The following is a 19,693-nucleotide window of genomic DNA, read 5'->3' as shown; positions in this document are numbered from 1 at the left end:
GGGTCTAATGAGTAGGGTTACAACCACTCCCCACTTCCCACTCTCTAAACTAAAAAATTCAAGTTCCAAAATTTTAAAGATGCAACCTACAGATCCAAATAAATTTACTGATAAAGCCTGGGAAGCAATTGTTAAATCTCAGGATATTGTTCGTGCTTATCAACAACAGCAACTAGATGTTGAACATTTAATTATTGCCCTGTTAGAAGAACCTACAAGTTTAGCAATACGTATCCTAGCTCGATCTGAGGTAGATCCAATCCGCTTCCAACAGCAGCTAGAAGCCTTCACCCAACGTCAACCCAAAGTTGGTAAAAGCGATCAGCTTTATCTTAGCCGCAGTTTAGATGTTTTACTAGACCGAGCCGAGGAAGCTAGAGTCAGGATGAAAGATTCCTACATTTCTGTAGAACACATACTTTTAGGGTTTGCTGAAGACGATCGCATTGGCCGAAAGATCCTCAAAAGCTTTAGTGCGGATGCAGCTAAACTAGAAGCTACTATCAAAGCCGTTCGCGGTAGCCAAAAGGTGACAGATCAAACGCCAGAATCCCGCTATGAAGCCTTACAAAAATTTGGCAGAGATTTGACAGAACAGGCAAAAGCTGGAAAACTCGACCCGGTAATTGGGCGGGATGACGAAATTCGGCGGGTAATTCAAGTATTGTCTCGTCGGAGCAAAAATAACCCGGTATTGATTGGTGAACCTGGCGTAGGTAAAACTGCGATCGCAGAAGCTTTAGCACAACGGATGGTAAACGGTGACGTTCCCGAATCTCTGAAAAACCGCCAACTCATCTCTTTAGACATCGGTAGTTTAATTGCTGGGGCAAAATTGCGAGGAGAATTTGAAGAACGTCTGAAAGCTGTCCTCAAGGAAGTTATGGACTCTAACGGCCAAATTGTCCTATTTATTGACGAACTACATACCGTAGTTGGTACTGGTTCCAGCCAACAAGGGGCAATGGACGCGGGAAATTTACTCAAACCAATGCTGGCGCGGGGAGAACTGCGTTGTATTGGTGCAACTACCCTCGATGAATTCCGCAAACACATTGAGAAAGATGCTGCCCTAGAACGCCGCTTTCAGCAAGTATTTGTCGATCAGCCAAGTGTGGAAAATACTATTTCCATTCTGCGGGGATTGAAAGAACGTTATGAAGTGCATCATAATGTCAAAATTTCTGATTCGGCTTTGGTAGCAGCAGCAACCCTGTCAGCGCGTTATATTAGCGATCGCTTCTTACCAGATAAAGCCATTGATTTGGTGGATGAAGCCGCAGCACAGTTGAAAATGGAGATTACCTCCAAACCAGCAGAATTGGAAACCATCGATCGCCGCCTCATGCAGCTAGAAATGGAAAAGCTGTCATTAGCTGGCGAAGAAAAGGGTACTGCCCAAACTAAAGAACGTTTGCAGCGAATTGAGCAAGAAATCGCCAATTTGACCGAAAAACAGCAAATATTTAACGAGCAATGGCAAGGTGAAAAGCAGATATTAGAGGGAATAAGCGCCTTAAAGAAAGAAGAAGATGCGCTGCGAGTCCAAATTGAACAAGCGGAACGCGCTTATGACTTAAATAAAGCTGCCCAATTGAAGTATGGCAAATTGGAAGGAGTACAGCACGAACGCGAAGCCAAAGAAGCCAGCCTTTTAGAAATTCAAAATCAAGGTTCGACGTTGCTGCGAGAACAAGTTACCGAAGCTGATATTGCCGAAATCGTCGCCAAGTGGACAGGAATTCCTGTCAATCGCTTATTGGAATCGGAACGGCAAAAATTGCTGCAACTAGAAAGTCATTTGCATCAACGAGTAATTGGGCAAGAAGAGGCTGTAGAAGCGGTAGCAGCCGCGATTCGCCGCGCCCGTGCGGGGATGAAAGATCCCTCGCGTCCCATTGGTTCATTTTTGTTCATGGGCCCCACTGGTGTCGGTAAAACCGAACTCGCCGCTGCTTTAGCTCACTTTCTCTTTGATTCTGATAATGCCATCATCCGGCTTGACATGTCGGAATATATGGAAAAAAATTCTGTTATGCGAATAATTGGTTCTCCTCCAGGCTACGTAGACTCTGAAAGAGGAGGACAACTCACTGAGGCTGTTCGCCGCAGACCTTACTCAGTAATTTTACTAGACGAAGTTGAAAAAGCTCACCCAGATGTGTTTAACATATTTCTGCAAATGTTGGATGATGGTCGCATTACTGACGGACTAGGGCGTACAGCTGATTTTCGCAACACTGTGATCGTTATGACCAGTAACATTGGTAGCGAATATATCTTAGATGTATCTGGTGATGATTCCAAGTATGAAACCATGCGGGTTAGGGTAATGGAAGCGTTGCGATCGCATTTCCGCCCAGAATTTCTCAACCGCCTTGATGATATTATTCTCTTCCATGCCCTCAGTCGCACGGAACTGCGGCATATCATCCGTATTCAACTCAAGCGAGTAGAAAGTCTCCTGCGCGAGCAAAAAATCTTCTTTGAGATATCCCAATCAGCCTGCGATCACCTTGTCGAATCAGGCTATGATCCAGTTTATGGTGCGCGTCCACTCAAACGGGCAATTCAGCGAGAAGTAGAAAACCCCCTCGCCACAAAGTTATTGGAGAACACTTTTATCTCTGGGGACACGATTATCATTGACAAAAATGAAAATGGTCTGTCTTTTAGTAAAAAAGTGTTGGTGAAGGTGTCAGTACCACAGATTGCTACATAGTCGCAGAAGGCAATTAGAATTCGTGGCTACACAGATAAAACCCACATCCGTGGGTTTATTTTTTTATTCTCTACCAGATGCTGTGCCAATACGGTTCGGTTAAGCCAAGAGATGCGATAAATCGCCATCAAGACGAAGGATTGATTATTGTAGAGACGGCGATTTATCGCGTCTTTGTGATTTATAATTTTCATCAAAAAACCCTAACCGAACCGTATTGGATGCTGTGCGATCGCAGAAGTCGTAAAGTGAGAAAGCGATCGCTGTTAATTTAAGCAGCTTAAAACTGAGGCTTAATATACAAATTTCATGCTTCTTTTAAGTACTTTGTTTCTGATTTACATAGTCGTCATAAAGTCCTTCATCTTCTAATGTATAGCCATTCAAAAAGCTATCATGGTTACGGATACTTTGAATTTCTTCTACATAAATTATGTTTTCATTCTTAGTTTCCCAATCTTCACCATCCAAAACTGAGAATTCTGTTACTTCTGGGTCATTCAAAAAATCTGCGGCTGGGTCGGCGATAAAAGGTTCTAATATTTTGTGACGTTCTGCCAAAGATAGGTTAGTAATTTCTTGGAGAGGTAGCTGTTTTTGCTCTTGGGGGTTTTGTGACATTTTATTTGTGTTTCTGAAGATTGGTTAACTTTATATTTAGTAATTTATCAGCATCGCTTTGAATTTCAGTTAGTACTTTCACTGTAAGTCTGAAAGCGATCGGTACATTAATCGCTACATTAGTTTAGTTTTTATAGGAGTTATTTAATTAAAGCTTGAAACCGCTCATCTTCCCAGATACTATCAAAATCCGAGTCAGTTTTTGCCATCTCTCGATATTTATCAGCACTCAGCTTGATTGCTTGTTGTAAATTTTCCACTAACTGCTCAATATTACCCTGGAGTGCATAACTGCAAGCTTTGTTGTACCAAGCTTCGTGGAAATCAGGTTTAAAGTTCAGTGCTTGGTCGTAGGATGCGATCGCTTCTTCATTGCGGACTAAATTGCCTAGCGCAACGCCGCGACCGTACCAAGCTTCGTGGTACTCTGGTTTAAATTTGAGTGCTTGGTCGTAGGATGCGATCGCTTCTTCATTCCGTCCTAAATTGCCTAGCGCATTGCCGCGATTGTACCAAGCTTCGTGTAAATCTGGTTTAAAATTCAGTGCTTGGTCGTAGGATGCGATCGCTTCTTCATTCCGTCCTAAATTGCCTAGCGTAATACCCCGATTGTTCCAAGCTTGGTGTAAATCTGGTTTAAATTTGAGTGCTTGGTCGTAGGATGCGATCGCTTCTTTATTGCGGACTAAATTGCCTAGCGCAAAACCTCGACCGTACCAAACTTGGTGGTCATCTGGTTTAAAATTGAGTGCTTGGTCGTAGGATGCGATCGCTTCTTCATTGCGGACTAATTTGCCTAGCGCACTGCCGCGATTGTACCAAGCTTCGTGGTCATCTGGTTTAAAATTGAGTGCTTGGTCGTAGGATGCGATCGCTGCTTCGTATTCATTAGCAGCATATAATAAATTTCCCAGTTTAAGTAGTAAACGTGGCTTCTGATTCTCTGGCTGATGTTTTTCGGTCAGTAAATCTTGAAGTTCTATAACTGTTTCAATTTTTTCTTCAGGAGTGAGTTTCAAATATTCTTCATAGTCTCCTTCCAATAAAAGACGATTTGATTCTTGTTCTACTACCTCTGGCGTTGTAGGTAATTCAAACACGCCAGAACGCCAATCAAAAAAATCTGGAGCGCGATGAATAAAATAGTTTATTGAAAATGAACGTAAAAGAAAAATAAAGCTAATTTTAAAATCATCTCTAAAGCGTTCTCGCTGTTGGTTTAAGTGATTTAGAATATGCGGAACACTGGTTAAATTGCTAAATTGTCCTTCTGTAATTTCCCCAAAACTTCTTTTTTCATACTTATATAAAGAATATTCCAGACCTTTAATCAATAAAATATCAACTTGCTTGTCTTTAACAAACTCTGCTACTGGCTGATATAAATTATCAATCGACTCAACCAACCGCAAAACTGCAATCTTCTTCTGCGGAATCTCCTGGGGAAGTTTGACAATGAACTTGTCTGCTTCCACAGGTGTACATTGGACAAAAAATAAACCAAATCCTGATTTACGCTTCAATGCGCGAAGCAAGTCTTGATAAACTTCTTCTGGTTCTGAGGGTAAATCATCATCCCAATCACTTAAATTTGGGTTCATGAAAGTTTCTCTACAGCTTCTTTAAATTCTGGAATTCCTTGAATCAATGGATGAATATCATACCAACGCTGCATTTCTCCATCATCATCCAAATAGCGGTATTCTAAAAGACAGCGATTATACATTAAGCTCCGATACAAGTCATCATTAATAATGCGCTTAGAACAAGACACTTCCGCTAACAAACACCATTGATGATTTTCCACAGCGCGGCGATAAGTATCTCTGGCTTGAGTAATTGCTCGTCGCACCGCCTTTTCTGAAACAGGTAACTCTTCAGTGCGTCCAATGGCATCTTGAGTTAACAATAGCAAATTCCTCACATGACCTCCACTCATCAAACAAAGTTTGTCTAAGGTTTGGGGACTGTCGAAAATTTCTGTTTCTAGTGATAGTTCGGGTGCAATTTGCCGGACTCGCTTCTTAATTACTTCCTTAACTTTATTGAGTCCTGGCTGATAAACGTCTCCCTTAATAGTTTTTACCATAATCATCGGTAAAATTTGGGGGTCGCCGTAGATATCTCTGAGGTCTGTTGCCCTTGTAGAATAGACCATTGAAATGGGGACAGTGTAAATCAAATGGCAATCTAAAGCTTGGAGTTGTTCGCTACGGTCTAAAAAGACTTCTTCATAGTTGGTGCGATCTCCGTCTTTAACTAACACCATCCGGTCTAAGTTATCGACAATCATCGCCAGTTTATTGTAGCCATTAGGTAAGTGCTGTTTTGCATCCACCAGGAACTCATTTAACACCTGAATCAAAGTGACGGTGTAAGGATCAATTTTTTGGCGAATCTTCTGGCGTAATTCAGGAACAGCCCTTAAATTTGCGGTCAACTTGGCGAATTGAGATAGCTGTGCTTCTACTCCCAGACTCTCAAATTCTATGGGAGTCTGCGCTAAATCTTTTAAATCTTCCCAACGATCTTTTAACCAGTCGAGTATAGGACGAGGACTAGCAATTTCTTTTAAATCTTTGAGCAAACGGCGGGTACAGGCGAGGAGAATATCTGTATATTGGGCATCTTCAGAATCGATATCCTCTTCATCAGCCGCAAAATACACAACATAAAATTCCCGATTTTCTAAATATTTCTTTAACCTAAGTAATTCTGTAGACTTCCCCGCGCCCCGATGACCAGAATACAATTGACAAGTATTTGTATCTGCTAATCGCATCCGATTTCCCAATTCTTGCTCAATATCCGCATCTCCCCGCACATCTTGACAATCTACATATTTGGGATCGCCTGCGGGTAAGGGTTCAAATGGGTTAAAGGCATTGTAGAGTTTTGCGAGTAAGTCAGTACTATTAACCATAGGTAAAAAATATTGCAATGTTGCTCATAATAATGGAGATTATAGAAAATTGAGGTGCTTGGCAAAAGAAGAAATCACAGGACTTACGCATTCACAACCCGAAGCTTCGATCTCCCCTAAATCCCGCCCTTAAAAAGCTACGCTGTACACACAGAATTACCCCCCTTAATCCCTCCTTATAAAGGGGGGAAACAGGAAATGAAATCTAGTTCCCTCCCCTTTATAAGGGGAGGGTTAGGGTGGGGTAAGATTTACGCCTAAATCCAAGTGAGTAGATTATTTCACACTTGTGTGTACACGTAGCCTTAAAAAGGTTGGGGAATATCTTACACGTAACTTCTAAATAATTTAAATGTAAAATATAACACTAGTATGTTGCTAGTAATCGGGTCGAGGTGCTGTTACTTTAACTAATTTTCCGGGAATCCTGTAGTTGTATACCCACCAAATTAGTCAGTCCATCAGATTAGGTAGGCAGTATTTATGCAACTCATCACTTCGTTAGATATTAGAAATTCGGAATATTTATCAAAAAATCGGCTCATCAGTTATCACCACCAGCTGCGTCTAATTTTTTCGCTGGGTACTCAGGTAAAAAATGTTCTGGAAATTGGGATTTTTAATTCTCTGTTAACAGACATCTTGAAGAACAATGGATACAATGTCACTACTGCTGATGTCGATCCCAACCTCAAGCCAGAAATAATTTTGGATTTGACTACAGATTTTACATTACCGAAAGATAAATTTGATGCGTAGTTTACCGCCGTAGGCATCGCTCTCTTTGAAGTGCTGGAACACTTTCCTTACGTCCAGTCAGAAGAAGCACTGAAAAAACTTGCCGAAGCAACAAATAAATTTTTGGTGATTTCGATTCCTTATTGCACTCAATAGTTGTCATTTCAGATCAAAACCTCTTTCTCAGGTAGACCAAGGCATTTATTATTCAATGTGCCAAAATTCTGGAGTACAACGCCAGTATGTGACGAGCATTACTGGGAAATGGGTTTAAAAGGATATCCCAAAGAGCGGATTTTAAACTCTGTTGCTAATGCTGGACTAACTGTGAAGCAAGAATTTATCGATCCTACTTATCCGTATCACTGTTTTTTGGTGTTATAAAAAACTAACAATACTTAAATGGCAGTCTCAAGTAGGCTAATTAACCTGCGTTCAAAATCGGGAGTAGGGAAATCCGAATCAGAAAATGGGGGCAAACAATCCTCAAAAAAGGTGCGATTGCCTTAGCTATGCTTTTAAAATCCTAATTGGTATCATGCCCTTGTGTGTTCTCCGGGTTTATCCTGGAAAGCGGAGGGATAGATTGTATTAGCCGCTATCATCATTTCAGATACTAACATCGAAAATTACCAATTATGCTAGAACAAGGCACTATCAGTATTCATACTGATAATATTTTCCCGATCATAAAGAAGTCGCTCTACTCAGATCACCAAATCTTCTTGCGGGAACTGGTATCCAATGCTGTAGACGCTATCCAAAAGCTGAAAATGGTATCCCGCGCCGGAGACTACGCTGGAGAAATCGGCGAACCGGAAATTGAAATTGCCATTGACAAAGATAACAAAACCCTATCCATCTCCGATAACGGTATCGGAATGACCGCAGATGAAGTTAAGAAATATATCAATCAGGTTGCCTTCTCCAGTGCTGAAGAATTTATTCATAAATATGAAGGCAAATCAGATCAAGCCATAATTGGCCACTTCGGTCTTGGTTTCTACTCTTCCTTCATGGTGGCGCAAAAGGTAGAAATTGATACTCTATCCTACCAAGAAGGGGCGCAGGCTGTTCACTGGAGTTGCGATGGTTCCCCAGCTTTCACCCTAGAAGATTCGTCCAGAACAACTCGCGGCACTACTATTACTCTCAGCCTCCAAGGAGAAGAGGAGGAATTTCTAGAGGATGCACGAATTAAGAATCTTGTCAAGACTTACTGCGACTTTTTACCAGTACCGATAAAACTAGACGGTGAAGTATTAAATAAGCAAAAAGCACCGTGGCGAGACTCTCCAAGTAATCTGAGTCAAGAAGATTATTTAGAGTTTTACCGCTATCTGTATCCTTTTCAGGAAGAACCTCTGTTGTGGGTACATTTAAATACTGACTATCCCTTTATCATCAACGGGATTCTGTATTTCCCTAAAATGAGGCCGGATGTAGATGTTACTAAAGGGCAAATCAAGCTATTTTGCAATCAAGTTTTTGTCAGTGACAACTGCGAAGAAATTATCCCGCAATTTCTGATGCCGATGCGGGGTGTGATTGATAGTAGCGATATTCCGCTCAACGTATCGCGCAGTGCCTTGCAAGGCGATCGCACCGTGAAGCGAATTGGTGACTACATTGCCAAAAAAGTAGGCGATCGCCTCAAAGAACTTTTCCGCGACAACCGCGAACAATATATTAGTGCTTGGAAGGATCTCGGAACCTTTGTAAAATTCGGCGTTCTCAACGACGATAAATTCAAAAAACAAATCGAAGATATCATCGTTTTCCGCACCACCGCCAAGCTGACAGAAAAAGCTGCTGCTGTTGAAACTCCAGTGGTTGAAGTCCAGTCTTCAGACGGGGATGCTTGGCAAGATGTTACTCCTTCACCCAGTGCTGAGAACTCAACACCTACCGCTCCTTACACCACACTGAAAGAGTATTTAGAACGCAACAAAGAACGTAACGAAAACCGAGTTTTCTACAGCACCGATGAAACAACTCAAGCTACATACATAGAACTGCACAAAAATCAAGGCTTGGAAGTCCTATTTATGGACTCTTTCATCGACACCCACTTTATTAACTTCCTAGAGCGGGAATATCAGGATGTCAAGTTTACGCGGGTAGACTCAGATTTAGATAATACTCTGCTGGAACAAGATAAAGATAAGGAAATTGTCGATCCGAAGACAAACAAAACCCGCAGTGAGACGATTAAAGAGTTATTTGAGAAATCTCTCAACAAACCCAAACTCAACATTCGTACCGAAGCATTGAAATCAGACGATCCTCAAGGTACACCACCTGCGATCGTGCTTTTACCAGAGATTCTTCGCCGCCTGCGAGAAATGAACGCCATGATGCAGCAGGGAACAGCAGAGTTTCCCGAAGATCACATTTTGCTGGTGAATACAGCTCATCCGCTAATTCAAAATCTGACAAATCTGAACCAAGGTAGTATTATTCAAGGTGACGGTCAATCGTCTACCGATCAGTTAGTCAACTTGATTTGCCAACACGTCTACGATTTAGCGCTGATGTCTCAGAAAGGATTTGACGCTGAGGGAATGAAATCTTTCGTCGAGCGATCGAATGAGGTACTTACTAAGCTGACGGAACAAGCTAGTAAATAGTGGGCATTAGGCATTGGGGAAGAAAGTTGTTATAACAATTCCCCCTTGTCTCCCTCATCTCCGTTGTCCCCCTGCCCCCTGCCTCTTCTCCCCACTCCCTTTTCCACTTCTGTTGTCTAAGACATAGAATGGAAAGGCTGTATTAAAATAACAATCTGGAGATACTTGCTATGTCTCGTCGCTGTGAACTAACTGGTAAGAAGGCAAATAACGCCTTTGCTGTTTCCCACTCCCACCGCCGTACAAAACGCCTTCAGCACGTCAATCTGCAAACCAAGCGTGTTTGGTGGGCAGGCGGAAATCGCTGGGTAAAATTAAAGCTTTCTACTAAAGCAATTAAAACCCTAGAAATTAAAGGGTTAGACGCAATGGCAAAAGAAGCTGGCATTAACCTCAATCATTACTAAGTAGTCTGGATTTGATAACCTGAGACTATGTACGGGAGACAGGATAAGCGGTTTTGGCCGCTGTTCATCCTGGTTCCCTACCAAAATAAGACTGAAATTAGGCGGCTCAGTACCCAAAATTAATTACGAATTACGAATTATTTTATCGTAAATAAAAGGGTTTAAGACCCCTACCTCTACAGGTAGCCCCAGTTTCAGTCGGGGTTTAAATCCCAGTCTGAAATTGTCTTTAATTTTTAATTGTTAATTGCGTTTGTATCCAAAGACGAAAAGCTTTGAGCGTTGAATTCCTGCCTGCTATTGTACTTTGCTTGAGATATTGGGGAATCGCCTCAACTAGCTTAAATTGAGGAAAATTTAGGCTTTGCTGAGACTCTATATAATGCCCATCTTGCAAAACATTAATTTGGAGCTTTCCTTTGGTAAAACGCCAAAGCTCAGGTACTTTTAAAGCTTCATAAATATTAGGATGAGTGCGAGAAGTAATATCAATTTCTAGAGCTAAATCTGGAGGAGGATCTACTTCTAAATCTAGTCGCCTCTTACCACGAATCTTGGATTCATTTTTTATATAGAAACACCGGTCAGGTTCTATACCTTGAGCCATTGCTTGGTTTTTGAAAGTGGTAGAACCAAGACATCTAAACTCAATATCTAATTCTTCCAGAAGGGCTTTGACTAAATCGCCAATAATTTCTTTGTCATATTCATGTTCTGGCAGTGGGGACATAATCTCTAGTATTCCCCTGTCATAAGCAATTCGTGCTGCACGGTGTTCCCCTAAATCTTCTAGAATTGTTTCCAATTCCTGCCAGGTTACATCCCGAAGTAACACTCTTTGTCCTGGTGGAACATGGATGCGCTTTAATTCCAACAACATCATCTCCACTCCCAGTAGCTTATACCTAAATTTAGCTTACTCTAGTTGATTAATACACTGCGACAATTTTTGCTGCGACATTACTATAGTTTAAAGAAAAAACCTCTGGTGATTCCAGAGGTTTTGGTTCCTGATTTAGTTTCTACTGGTTACTACAATTTGTCTTCAGTCGTTTCCCGATAAAGAAGCAAATTATCTGATTTGAGTAGAGACACGATTTATTGCATCTCTATTTATCGTTGCGATCGCAATTTATAATTAATTCTTCGCCTGTGGTTGCGAACCAGGAATCGTTACATCGATTGGTGTCACCTTTGCTGCTAGCTGCGTCAATGGCGGTTGAATGGCGGCTTGATTGCCCACCACTAGAGTCACGATCTTTTCTGGCTTGAGGTATTCTCGTGCTACCCGTTGTACATCAGCTGCTGTGGTGGCGGCGACAGCTTTTTGATAGCGAAAGAGAAAATCAGCCGGATAGCCGTAATATTCGTATCGCATCAACCTTGATAAGGTTTGGCTGGGATCTTGAAAGTTGAATACAAAGGAGTTGAGTGTAGATTCTTTAGCAAAAGCTAGTTCTTTTGCAGTCACTCTTTGAGTTTGGGTACGCTTGATTTGGGCTTGTAAGGCTTTGACAAACTGCACTGTAGCATCCGATCGCGTTTGTCCGCCAGCGATAAACATACCAGGATAATCGTAGCGGGGACTCCACTGGCCATATACAGAGTATGCTAAACCTTGGCGCGATCGCACTTCATTAAATAAGCGTCCACCAAATCCATTTAACACCCCATTCAATACATCCAGCGCTGCATAATCGGGACTGTCAAACCGTCCACCTAAATGGCCGAGAAGCACGCTACTTTGAGTTAGTTGTGGTTGATTGACAAAAAACACTCCACCTGTATTAGCTGCCGAAACCGATGGTAATTTGGGTTTTGCAATCCCTGGGTTGCGGTTCCAATCGCCAAACTTAGCTTGAATAAGCGATCGCATTTTCTTAGAGTCAAAATCGCCCACAATCCCCAAAATTATATTATTGGGGTGGAAATATTGCTGATAAAACTTCAGCAAATCCTCACGCTGAACCCGATCTACCGTTGCATACTCTATAGTGCGAGAGTATGGACTATCTTTCCCATAGAGCAATTTTTTAAATTCTCGACTGGCAATGCCATTTGGATCGTCATTGCGACGGGCAATGCCACCTTTAGCTTGTGTCTTAGCCAAGTCTAGCTTTTCTTGAGCAAATGCTGGCGATCGCAGCACCTCGGCAAACAGCCCAAACACTGTTTCTAAATCTTCACTCAATGCATCAAAGCTAGCACTACCAGAACCTTCACCAATACTAGCTTCTACAGATGCCGCTCGTTGTTCCAATATCTCGTTGAGTTCATCAGCCGAATGTTGCTTAGTTCCCCCAGTTCGCATTACCCCGCCTGTAAAACCAGCTAAACCAACTTTTTCCATTGGTTCCAAGCGATTCCCTGTCCGCACAAACGCCGTACCATTCACCAACGGCAATTCGTGATCCTCCATTAAATAGACAACCAAGCCATTTTGGAGAACAAACCGCTCATATTTCGGTATCTTAATCTCAGGTAGCGCTGGTAGCTGTAACTCAGTATAGTGCTTTGCCTCAGCCGTAGCCGCCAGAGAAAAATTACAAGTTAAAAGCAAACACGCAAAAACAGCAACCAAAGCATAAATTAACCCCTTCCCATTCTTGATTTTCAACGCTATAGACCTTTTACCCTTCACCTTATACCTCTGCATATCTTTTCTTCCTTTGCGCCCTTGGCGACTTGGCGGTTCGTTTCTCTTATCCTTCCTTCGACAACAACTTCCCAATCGTGCGATTTCCCGGCGTAAAAGTCTCCTTCGCCACTCGCGCAATATCAGCCGTCGTCACCGCCGAAATATCATCCAACTGCTTAAACAAATTCCGCCAAGAGCCAGTTTTCACCTCATATTCCAACAATTGTTGAGCCATCCCCATATTGGAATCGAGGGTACGCAACAAACCCGCCCGTGCTTGAGTTTTCACCCGTTCCAAATCAACAGCTGCTACAGGCTCAGTTTTTAATTTGTCAATCTCTTGGCGCAAAGCCACCGCCACTTCATCAACTGTATGACTAGGAGCCGTGAGAGCATAGAAAAAGATCAAGTTTGGGTACTTATCTCCAGGAAATCCACTGTAACCTTGAGCGCTTAGTGCCAAACGCTGCTTTTCTACCAAAGACTTATACAACCGAGACGTGCGTCCATCACTTAATAAACTGCCAATGATTTCATAGACTGCATTATCTGGATGAGTAATTGCCGGACGATGATAACCTTCTAAATACCAAGGTTGAGAAGGTAGTTGTAAACTAACTTCCCGTGTTTGTTTTTGTGGCGGTTCCACCGGGATTTGTTCAACAGCTTTGGTTTTTGCTTGATAGCGGCCAAAATAAGTTTGCGCTAGTTTTTTCACCTGAGTCGGGTTAACATCTCCGACAATTGCGATCGCTAAATTACTTGGTACATAGTGAGTATCAAAGAAATTCTGGACATCATCTGGTGTCAGATTGCGGATATCTTGGTCATAACCAATTACTGGACGCTTGTAAGGATGGACTTTATAAGCAGTATCGACAAATTTTTCCACCATTTGTCCAATGGGTGAATTCTCCACCCGCATCCGTCGTTCTTCTAAAATTACATCTTTCTCTTTATAAAACTCACGACGAATTACCGGATCGAGAAATCGTTCCGACTCCAACGACATCCAAAGTTCCAGCTTGTTGGCAGGAAAGCTGTAAAAATAACGAGTAGCTTCGGTTGAAGTATTAGCATTTAAACCTACGCCTCCCGCTTGTTCGACAATTTGTCCTAATTCGTTTTGTTTGACAAGCTTACCTGCTTGTGATTCTACTTGCTTAAACTCAGCTTCTAACCGCGCAACTTCATCTTTTTTACCATCGGCTTTCGCTGTTTTAATTTGAGTATCTAACTGCTGCAATTTATCTAATAGAGGTTTTTCTGCTTTGTAATCTTGTGTACCGATGCGTGTTGTACCTTTAAACGCCAAATGTTCTAGAAAGTGAGCTACACCGGTTTTACCATCTTGCTCATCTACACCACCGACATCCGCATAAGTAAGAAAAGAAACCACAGGCGCTTGATGTCGTTCCAAGACAAGGAATTTTAGACCATTATCGAGACGAAACTCGGTTAATTGTTTAATGACTCGATCCAGATAAGGTTGGATCGAACTTTGAACTGGTGGAGTTTGAGTTTTGGCTTCTTGAGGAGGTGCTGTTTGAGTTTGAGCCAGAGCAATTTCTGGTAATAATCCCCACCAGAAAACGATCAAAGCCAACAAAGTGACAAACAACCGCCGTAATAAATCCAAAATTGACTGACTGATCTGGTTCATAAGCAAAAATTAGGATAAAGTTACACTACCTGAGAAACAGGATACTTAGCAAAACGACGTTAATCTTGTATTAAGCCTGTTGAGCTTTTTTACTTGACGTTAGACAATAATGCTACAAATCGTGTTCCGCAAATTTAACCATAAATGTTATGCGAGTTTTTAATTCTTCCCCACCCTCAGAAGCTCAGACGCGCACCCGAATTTTACAAGCAGCACAACGATTGTTCGCCTCTCAGGGATTTGATGGTACTACCACCCGTGATTTAGCGCAGGCGGCAGGTGTAGCTGAAGGCACGTTATTTCGTCATTTTTCTAATAAAAAAGCAATTTTAGTCGAAGTAGCCACGAGTGGCTGGGTAGAAATTTTAACCGATTTGCTGACAGAATTAAGTGAAATGGGCAGCTATAAAGCCGTAGCTCAAGTGATGCGTCGCCGAATGTGGAACTTTCAAAAAAATGCTGATTTAATGCGTGTTTGTTTTATGGAGGTGCAGTTTCACCCCGATTTGCGCGATCGCATTCAATTAGAAGTCATTACCAAAATGACCGATGTCGGCGAAGCATTCTTTCAAACCGCGATGGATAAAGGTATTTATCGCAAAGCCGACGCAAAGCTAGTTGCGAAAGTTTTCTTAGGAATGTTTGCGATCGCAGGTTTTTCTAACAACACCATCATCGAACCTGACGCTTCCCCCCAACAAATGCAGGAAATGGCTGAAGGACTCGCTGATATCTTTCTTAATGGTGTCTTGGTTAAGGATTAGGGACTGGGTACTAGGTACTGGGTACTGGGTAGTTTCCCCAATCCCCAATCCCCAATCACCTAATTGCTTGCGCTTGCTGACTCCATTGTTGTACTAGCTTGATCGCTGGACACAAATCTCGTCGCTGCATTGTTGCTACTTGCAAGCGCATGATTTGTTGGTGCAATCTGTGAGTGGGTGTCTCTGCTAACTGGGTTACAGAACCGATACCTGCGTGAAGCAATAAACCACAATATTGTATGCCTACGCTAGGAATACGCGCTAAGTCAGCTAAAGCCATCCATTTATTTACATACTGAAGATGAATCTGTAATTTATTTGCTAACGCCAGTCGTGCCTCTAGAGTCTTGCCTTGTTTAACTAGCGCTACTGTGGTATTAATCCCACAATTTTGCAGTTGTGATTGTTCGTCATGGCTCAGTCCAGGTAATTGCTCGATTGGCCAGTCACTAAATGCAAGCAGATTTCGATTATTTGTATTTTTAGCAGACATTTTAAAACTGAATATAGGCTTGTTCACTCACGTATACAGCAATCCTAAATCATTCGTGAACAACAAGATACTCTACTTTTTAGCGAAGTCGGGTATCTGAACCTTTGAATTTTGATGTTTTCTTCCTGCTAAGTAAGTGTGTCAAATTAAATATAAAACCTCACTCTGCCTCCGGCTTCCCTCTCCTTACTAAGGCTACGGTGTACACACATCTTTGTACAAACCCCAAATCGTTGGAGATCCCCCTAAATCCCCCTTAAGAAGGGGGACTTTAAGAGACTTTTGCCCCCCTTTTTAAGGGGGGTTGGGGGGATCAAAAGCCTATGAGGCCACTCTCAAAGACTTGTGTGTACACCGTAGCCTTACTAAGGAGAGGGATTGAGGGTGAGGTTTGATCTTATATTTAATTACGCCTACCTACTTATCCTGCGGGAATGCTTCACATCTAAATGCAATGTACTGCAATGCGATTGTTTCGACTAACAATGTCATTGCATCGACTAACAATGCTATTGCATCAACTAACAATGCCATTGTCTCGACTAACAATGCTATTGCATCAACTAACAATGCCATTGCATCGACTAACAATGTCATTGCATCGACTAACAATGCCATTCTCTCGACTAACATTAAGATAAATGAGCGTAATACTTAAAATCTAGCTCGTTCACAAGAGATTGCAGGAAGCTCATGACACCGATTCCGAAAAGTGCAGCCCAGTTGTATGAAATAGACTTTGTAGCATGGACAGAAAAGACTGTACAACTTATTCGTGCTGGACAATTTGAACAAGTAGACTGGGATGTTGTGATTGAGGAAATTGAGAACTTGGGACGCTCTGAACGGCGGGAATTGAAAAGCCGCTTGGAAGTGTTATTACAACATTTGCTCAAGTGGGAATATCAGTCTAGTTTGCAGAGTGGCTTTTGGCGAAATACCATTAATGAGCAACGTAACCGAATTACAGATTTGTTAGTAGAGAGTCCCAGCCTCAAGCCGTATCCAGAAGAAGTTTTAGCCCAATGTTACGATCGCGGATTGAAAGCTGCTAGTAATGAAACTGAATTACCAATAAATAGGTTTCCAGTGGAATGTTCTTATGCCATTGCCCAAGTTCTCGATGCTGAGTTTTTACCGGATGCGATTGATTTGTAATCTAGGTTTATGCGGTAATTAACTCACCTCGCATCACAGTTACCGCTTGTCCGCCGAGAAAAACGCGATCGCCTCCGTCATAGCGAACTTTTACGACTCCACCGCGCCGGGATGCTTGATAAGCCAATAACTCATCTTTGTGTAAGCGATCGCGCCAGAAGGGAGCAAGACAGCAATGAGCCGCCCCAGTTACAGGATCTTCATCAATCCCTAAACCTGGTGCAAAAAAGCGAGAGACGAAATCATATTCAGAATCAAAGTCGGTAAGACTAGTGACAATAACTTCAGAAATAGGCAACGTTTTCAAAATTTGAAAATTTGGCTGTATTTGCCGTACCAAATCTTCAGATTCCAATTCCACTACATAGCCAAAATAATTTAAGAAAACAGATTTGTAAGGTACACCCAAAGCTTCTTTGAGTTCTCGCGGGGCGACTGTTTCTTTTGAGTGATTCACAGGAAAATCTAACTCAATCCACTCACCTTGCAACTTAGCAATCAGCACTCCGCTTTTAGTATAAAAACGCGCAACTTCATCAGGTGATAAATGCTCCTCTGACCAAAGTACATGAGCGCTAGCTAAAGTTGCATGACCACAAAGCGGTACTTCCACCGTCGGCGTAAACCAACGCAGATTAAAGCCATCATCCTGTCTAACTAGAAAAGCCGTCTCAGATAAATTCATCTCCTGTGCCACGTTTTGCATCCAGCGTTCATTTTGGCGAGTAGGCAAAACACAGACAGCAGCCGGATTTCCTGCGAAAAGTCTATTGGTAAAAGCATCAACCTGAGTAATAATTTGTCCCATTAGAGTCACCTTGAAAATTAGACAGCAATATACTTATAGCGGTTCTCAGTTGCATAGAATACAGACCTAACCCCCAGCCCCTTCCCTACAAGGTAAGGGGAGCAAGATTCAAAGCCTCTCTCCTAAAAGGAGAGAGGTTTGGAGAGAGGTCAAAGTGTATTGCATCCGAACGAGAAGCGCTATATCAAGAGTGTGTTAGAAATTTATGCCACTAGTTACCATTATTTTTAGCGCCCTTAGAAACCTCGTCTACACGAGGCTTTACCTACTTGCGTAGATTTCAAACACCTTATGATAACTGCCCCGCCATATACAGTACCTGATAAATTAGGAATATAATCTCCAAAAACTAGGATGATGATAAAAATCTTCAGAAGCATCTTTGCTACTGTAAACTTAGCGCTAATTTCTGGAGGATTAGTTAGTTGTGTTGTTGAGGTACCGCAACCATCTACTCCAACTGAACAACCAAAACCAGTCATCCAATCTACGCAACAGCCTAACCAGGTAAAGCAGAAAGACAAAGATCGTGATGACAAAGATGGCGATCGCAAAGATGATAAAAAAGATGACGATAAAGACGATAACGACTAAATAAAAACAAAACTATACCCTTGAGTTTCTATTTATGTTTATCCAACAAACTTCTACTTCCCTCGTCGATACTTTACGCCTGCGACGGCAACAACTAGCTAACCTTATTAATTTTCCCGTAATTCTTTGGTCAGGTAGCAACAGTCCCCGCAACTTTCTGGCAAATACTTTTCCGTTTCGCGCTAACAGTCATTTCCTCTATTTTGCCGGACTACCATTATCAAATGCGGCAATTCGTTTAGAAGCCGGCAGGCTAGAACTATTTATCGACGATCCATCACCCAGCAGCGCCCTTTGGCATGGAGAAACACCAACACGCAATGAAATAGCGCAGAAGATTGGGGCAGATGTGGCTAGACCAATGGCAGAATTAGAGTCTTGGCTAGAAGATGCCGTCACACTTGCCGTACAAGATGCAGCAACATGGACGCAACAATCGCAGCTATTAAATAGATGGGTTTTACCCCAAAGTCCTCCCCAAGGAATTGATTTAGATTTAGCTAAAGCGATCGCTTCTATCCGCCTTATTCATGATGAAGCTGCATTAACTGAGTTGCGAAAAGCTGCTGCTGTAACTGTTCAAGCACACAAAGCTGGGATGGCAGCAACACCTCATGCCAAGCGAGAAGCAGAAGTTCGCGCAGCGATGGAAGGGGTAATTATTGCCCATAACATGACAACTTCTTACAACAGTATTGTCACCGTTCACGGCGAAGTTTTGCATAACGAACACTATCACCACCCTCTACAACCAGGTGACTTACTGCTTGCCGATGTTGGCGCTGAAACTGAGATGGGTTGGGCAGGTGATGTAACTCGCACGTGGCCAGTTTCCGGGAAGTTTTCATCTACCCAAAGAGATATTTATAATGTGGTACTGGCGGCTCATGATGCTTGCATTGCCAAAATACAGCCTGGTGTAGAGTATGAAGATATTCATCTACTAGCTGCCACGGTTATAGCTGAAGGTTTAGTAGAGTTAGGTATTTTACAAGGAAATCCCCAAGATTTAGTAGAAATAGATGCCCACGCGCTGTTTTTCCCTCATGGTATCGGTCATCTACTGGGTTTAGATGTCCATGATATGGAAGACTTGGGGGATATAGCTGGGTATGAAGAGGGGCGGCAAAGGAGCGATCGCTTTGGCTTAGGCTACCTGCGTTTAAATCGTCCCCTGCGTCCAGGAATGCTAGTTACAATTGAACCTGGTTTTTATCAAGTACCAGCAATTTTAAATGATGCGAATATCCGCTCAAAATATCAAAATGTAGTTAATTGGCAGCGTTTATCTGACTTTACCGATGTGCGCGGCATCCGCATCGAAGATGACGTTTTAGTTACAACAGAAGGCAGCGAAGTTTTAACAGCAGCATTACCAAATGATGTCGATACCATAGAAAATTTAGTTAATGGCTGAAAGTTTTAGCTAAAGTTTTGCGTAAGTCCTCACCGTTCGCGTAATCGAGGATGGATTTGATGAAATTAAGGATGTGTGAACAAGGGGAGGAAGAAAAACAGGCGATCGCTACGACTT

Annotated in this window: 19 protein-coding genes; 10 read left to right on the top strand and 9 right to left on the bottom strand. The window is 42.2% G+C overall.

Annotated features, from left to right (window positions below; genetic code table 11):
- Nucleotides 1-79 precede the first annotated feature (79 nt).
- Together clpB and V7K38_RS18895 are read left to right on the top strand one after the other, a co-directional pair.
- Complete coding sequence (clpB, locus tag V7K38_RS18900; protein WP_334859931.1) at nucleotides 80-2,722, top strand: ATP-dependent chaperone ClpB; 2,643 nt, start codon at nucleotides 80-82, stop codon at nucleotides 2,720-2,722.
- A 77-nt stretch (nucleotides 2,723-2,799) separates the two neighbouring features.
- The gene (locus tag V7K38_RS18895; RefSeq protein WP_334859930.1) at nucleotides 2,800-2,997 is read left to right on the top strand and encodes a hypothetical protein; all 198 of its coding nucleotides are present in this window, start codon (nucleotides 2,800-2,802) and stop codon (nucleotides 2,995-2,997) included.
- 43 nt (nucleotides 2,998-3,040) lie between these two features.
- Here the strand turns inward: V7K38_RS18895 and V7K38_RS18890 are convergent, their stop codons facing one another.
- The 3 genes from V7K38_RS18890 to V7K38_RS18880 form a co-directional block, all read right to left on the bottom strand.
- Entirely contained in the window at nucleotides 3,041-3,343 is a 303-nt protein-coding gene (locus tag V7K38_RS18890) for a hypothetical protein (RefSeq protein WP_334859929.1), read from the bottom strand.
- Nucleotides 3,344-3,483: 140 nt separating this feature from the next.
- Nucleotides 3,484-4,944, bottom strand: a complete 1,461-nt coding sequence (locus V7K38_RS18885; protein ID WP_334859928.1) for a tetratricopeptide repeat protein — start codon at nucleotides 4,942-4,944, stop codon at nucleotides 3,484-3,486.
- Nucleotides 4,941-6,266 (bottom strand): ATP-binding protein, encoded by a 1,326-nt coding sequence (locus tag V7K38_RS18880; protein ID WP_334859927.1) that lies wholly within the window; start codon nucleotides 6,264-6,266, stop codon nucleotides 4,941-4,943. Before V7K38_RS18880 ends, V7K38_RS18885 begins: the two co-directional genes overlap by 4 nt.
- A 483-nt stretch (nucleotides 6,267-6,749) precedes the next feature.
- Here V7K38_RS18880 and V7K38_RS18875 point away from each other — a divergent pair, with 483 nt between their 5' ends.
- The 4 genes from V7K38_RS18875 to rpmB all read left to right on the top strand — a co-directional run bounded on the left by V7K38_RS18875 (nucleotide 6,750) and on the right by rpmB (nucleotide 10,041).
- A complete protein-coding gene (locus tag V7K38_RS18875) occupies nucleotides 6,750-7,025 on the top strand; it encodes a hypothetical protein (protein ID WP_334859926.1) in 276 nt (91 codons plus the stop codon).
- Between the two features lie 192 nt (nucleotides 7,026-7,217).
- Nucleotides 7,218-7,388, top strand: a complete 171-nt coding sequence (locus tag V7K38_RS18870; protein WP_334859925.1) for a hypothetical protein — start codon at nucleotides 7,218-7,220, stop codon at nucleotides 7,386-7,388.
- A 254-nt stretch (nucleotides 7,389-7,642) separates the two neighbouring features.
- Nucleotides 7,643-9,634 (top strand): molecular chaperone HtpG, encoded by a 1,992-nt coding sequence (htpG, locus tag V7K38_RS18865; protein ID WP_334859924.1) that lies wholly within the window; start codon nucleotides 7,643-7,645, stop codon nucleotides 9,632-9,634.
- Nucleotides 9,635-9,804: 170 nt separating this feature from the next.
- The gene (gene rpmB, locus V7K38_RS18860) at nucleotides 9,805-10,041 is read left to right on the top strand and encodes a 50S ribosomal protein L28 (RefSeq protein WP_334859922.1); all 237 of its coding nucleotides are present in this window, start codon (nucleotides 9,805-9,807) and stop codon (nucleotides 10,039-10,041) included.
- A gap of 229 nt (nucleotides 10,042-10,270) precedes the next feature.
- Here rpmB and V7K38_RS18855 read toward each other — a convergent pair whose 3' ends face one another.
- From V7K38_RS18855 to V7K38_RS18845, 3 genes are all read right to left on the bottom strand, one after another.
- Complete coding sequence (locus V7K38_RS18855; protein WP_334859996.1) at nucleotides 10,271-10,921, bottom strand: Uma2 family endonuclease; 651 nt, start codon at nucleotides 10,919-10,921, stop codon at nucleotides 10,271-10,273.
- A 258-nt stretch (nucleotides 10,922-11,179) separates the two neighbouring features.
- Nucleotides 11,180-12,697 (bottom strand): M16 family metallopeptidase, encoded by a 1,518-nt coding sequence (locus V7K38_RS18850; RefSeq protein ID WP_334859921.1) that lies wholly within the window; start codon nucleotides 12,695-12,697, stop codon nucleotides 11,180-11,182.
- 46 nt (nucleotides 12,698-12,743) lie between these two features.
- Entirely contained in the window at nucleotides 12,744-14,342 is a 1,599-nt protein-coding gene (locus tag V7K38_RS18845; protein ID WP_334859920.1) for a M16 family metallopeptidase, read from the bottom strand.
- 149 nt (nucleotides 14,343-14,491) lie between these two features.
- Here V7K38_RS18845 and V7K38_RS18840 point away from each other — a divergent pair, with 149 nt between their 5' ends.
- Nucleotides 14,492-15,106: a TetR/AcrR family transcriptional regulator gene (locus tag V7K38_RS18840; protein ID WP_334859918.1), complete on the top strand. Its 615-nt coding sequence runs from the start codon at nucleotides 14,492-14,494 to the stop codon at nucleotides 15,104-15,106.
- 55 nt (nucleotides 15,107-15,161) lie between these two features.
- On the opposite strand, the gene V7K38_RS18835 is transcribed toward V7K38_RS18840, so the two are convergent.
- Together V7K38_RS18835 and V7K38_RS18830 are read right to left on the bottom strand one after the other, a co-directional pair.
- Nucleotides 15,162-15,599, bottom strand: a complete 438-nt coding sequence (locus V7K38_RS18835; RefSeq protein WP_334859917.1) for a DUF4332 domain-containing protein — start codon at nucleotides 15,597-15,599, stop codon at nucleotides 15,162-15,164.
- A gap of 417 nt (nucleotides 15,600-16,016) precedes the next feature.
- Nucleotides 16,017-16,217: a hypothetical protein gene (locus V7K38_RS18830; RefSeq protein ID WP_334859916.1), complete on the bottom strand. Its 201-nt coding sequence runs from the start codon at nucleotides 16,215-16,217 to the stop codon at nucleotides 16,017-16,019.
- A 75-nt stretch (nucleotides 16,218-16,292) separates the two neighbouring features.
- Between V7K38_RS18830 and V7K38_RS18825 the strand changes: the two genes are divergently transcribed.
- On the top strand, nucleotides 16,293-16,757 hold the full coding sequence (locus V7K38_RS18825; RefSeq protein ID WP_334859915.1) for a DUF29 domain-containing protein: 465 nt from the start codon (nucleotides 16,293-16,295) through the stop codon (nucleotides 16,755-16,757).
- Nucleotides 16,758-16,764: 7 nt separating this feature from the next.
- On the opposite strand, the gene V7K38_RS18820 is transcribed toward V7K38_RS18825, so the two are convergent.
- A complete protein-coding gene (locus V7K38_RS18820; protein ID WP_334859914.1) occupies nucleotides 16,765-17,565 on the bottom strand; it encodes a PhzF family phenazine biosynthesis protein in 801 nt (266 codons plus the stop codon).
- Nucleotides 17,566-17,919: 354 nt separating this feature from the next.
- Between V7K38_RS18820 and V7K38_RS18815 the strand changes: the two genes are divergently transcribed.
- Together V7K38_RS18815 and V7K38_RS18810 are read left to right on the top strand one after the other, a co-directional pair.
- A complete protein-coding gene (locus V7K38_RS18815) occupies nucleotides 17,920-18,159 on the top strand; it encodes a hypothetical protein (protein ID WP_334859913.1) in 240 nt (79 codons plus the stop codon).
- Nucleotides 18,160-18,193: 34 nt separating this feature from the next.
- The gene (locus tag V7K38_RS18810) at nucleotides 18,194-19,576 is read left to right on the top strand and encodes an aminopeptidase P family protein (protein ID WP_334859912.1); all 1,383 of its coding nucleotides are present in this window, start codon (nucleotides 18,194-18,196) and stop codon (nucleotides 19,574-19,576) included.
- Nucleotides 19,577-19,693: the final 117 nt, after the last annotated feature.

This window comes from Nostoc sp., assembly GCF_036917465.1.
Taxonomy (GTDB): domain Bacteria; phylum Cyanobacteriota; class Cyanobacteriia; order Cyanobacteriales; family Nostocaceae; genus Nostoc.
This window is presented reverse-complemented; position numbering and strand designations above follow the sequence as displayed.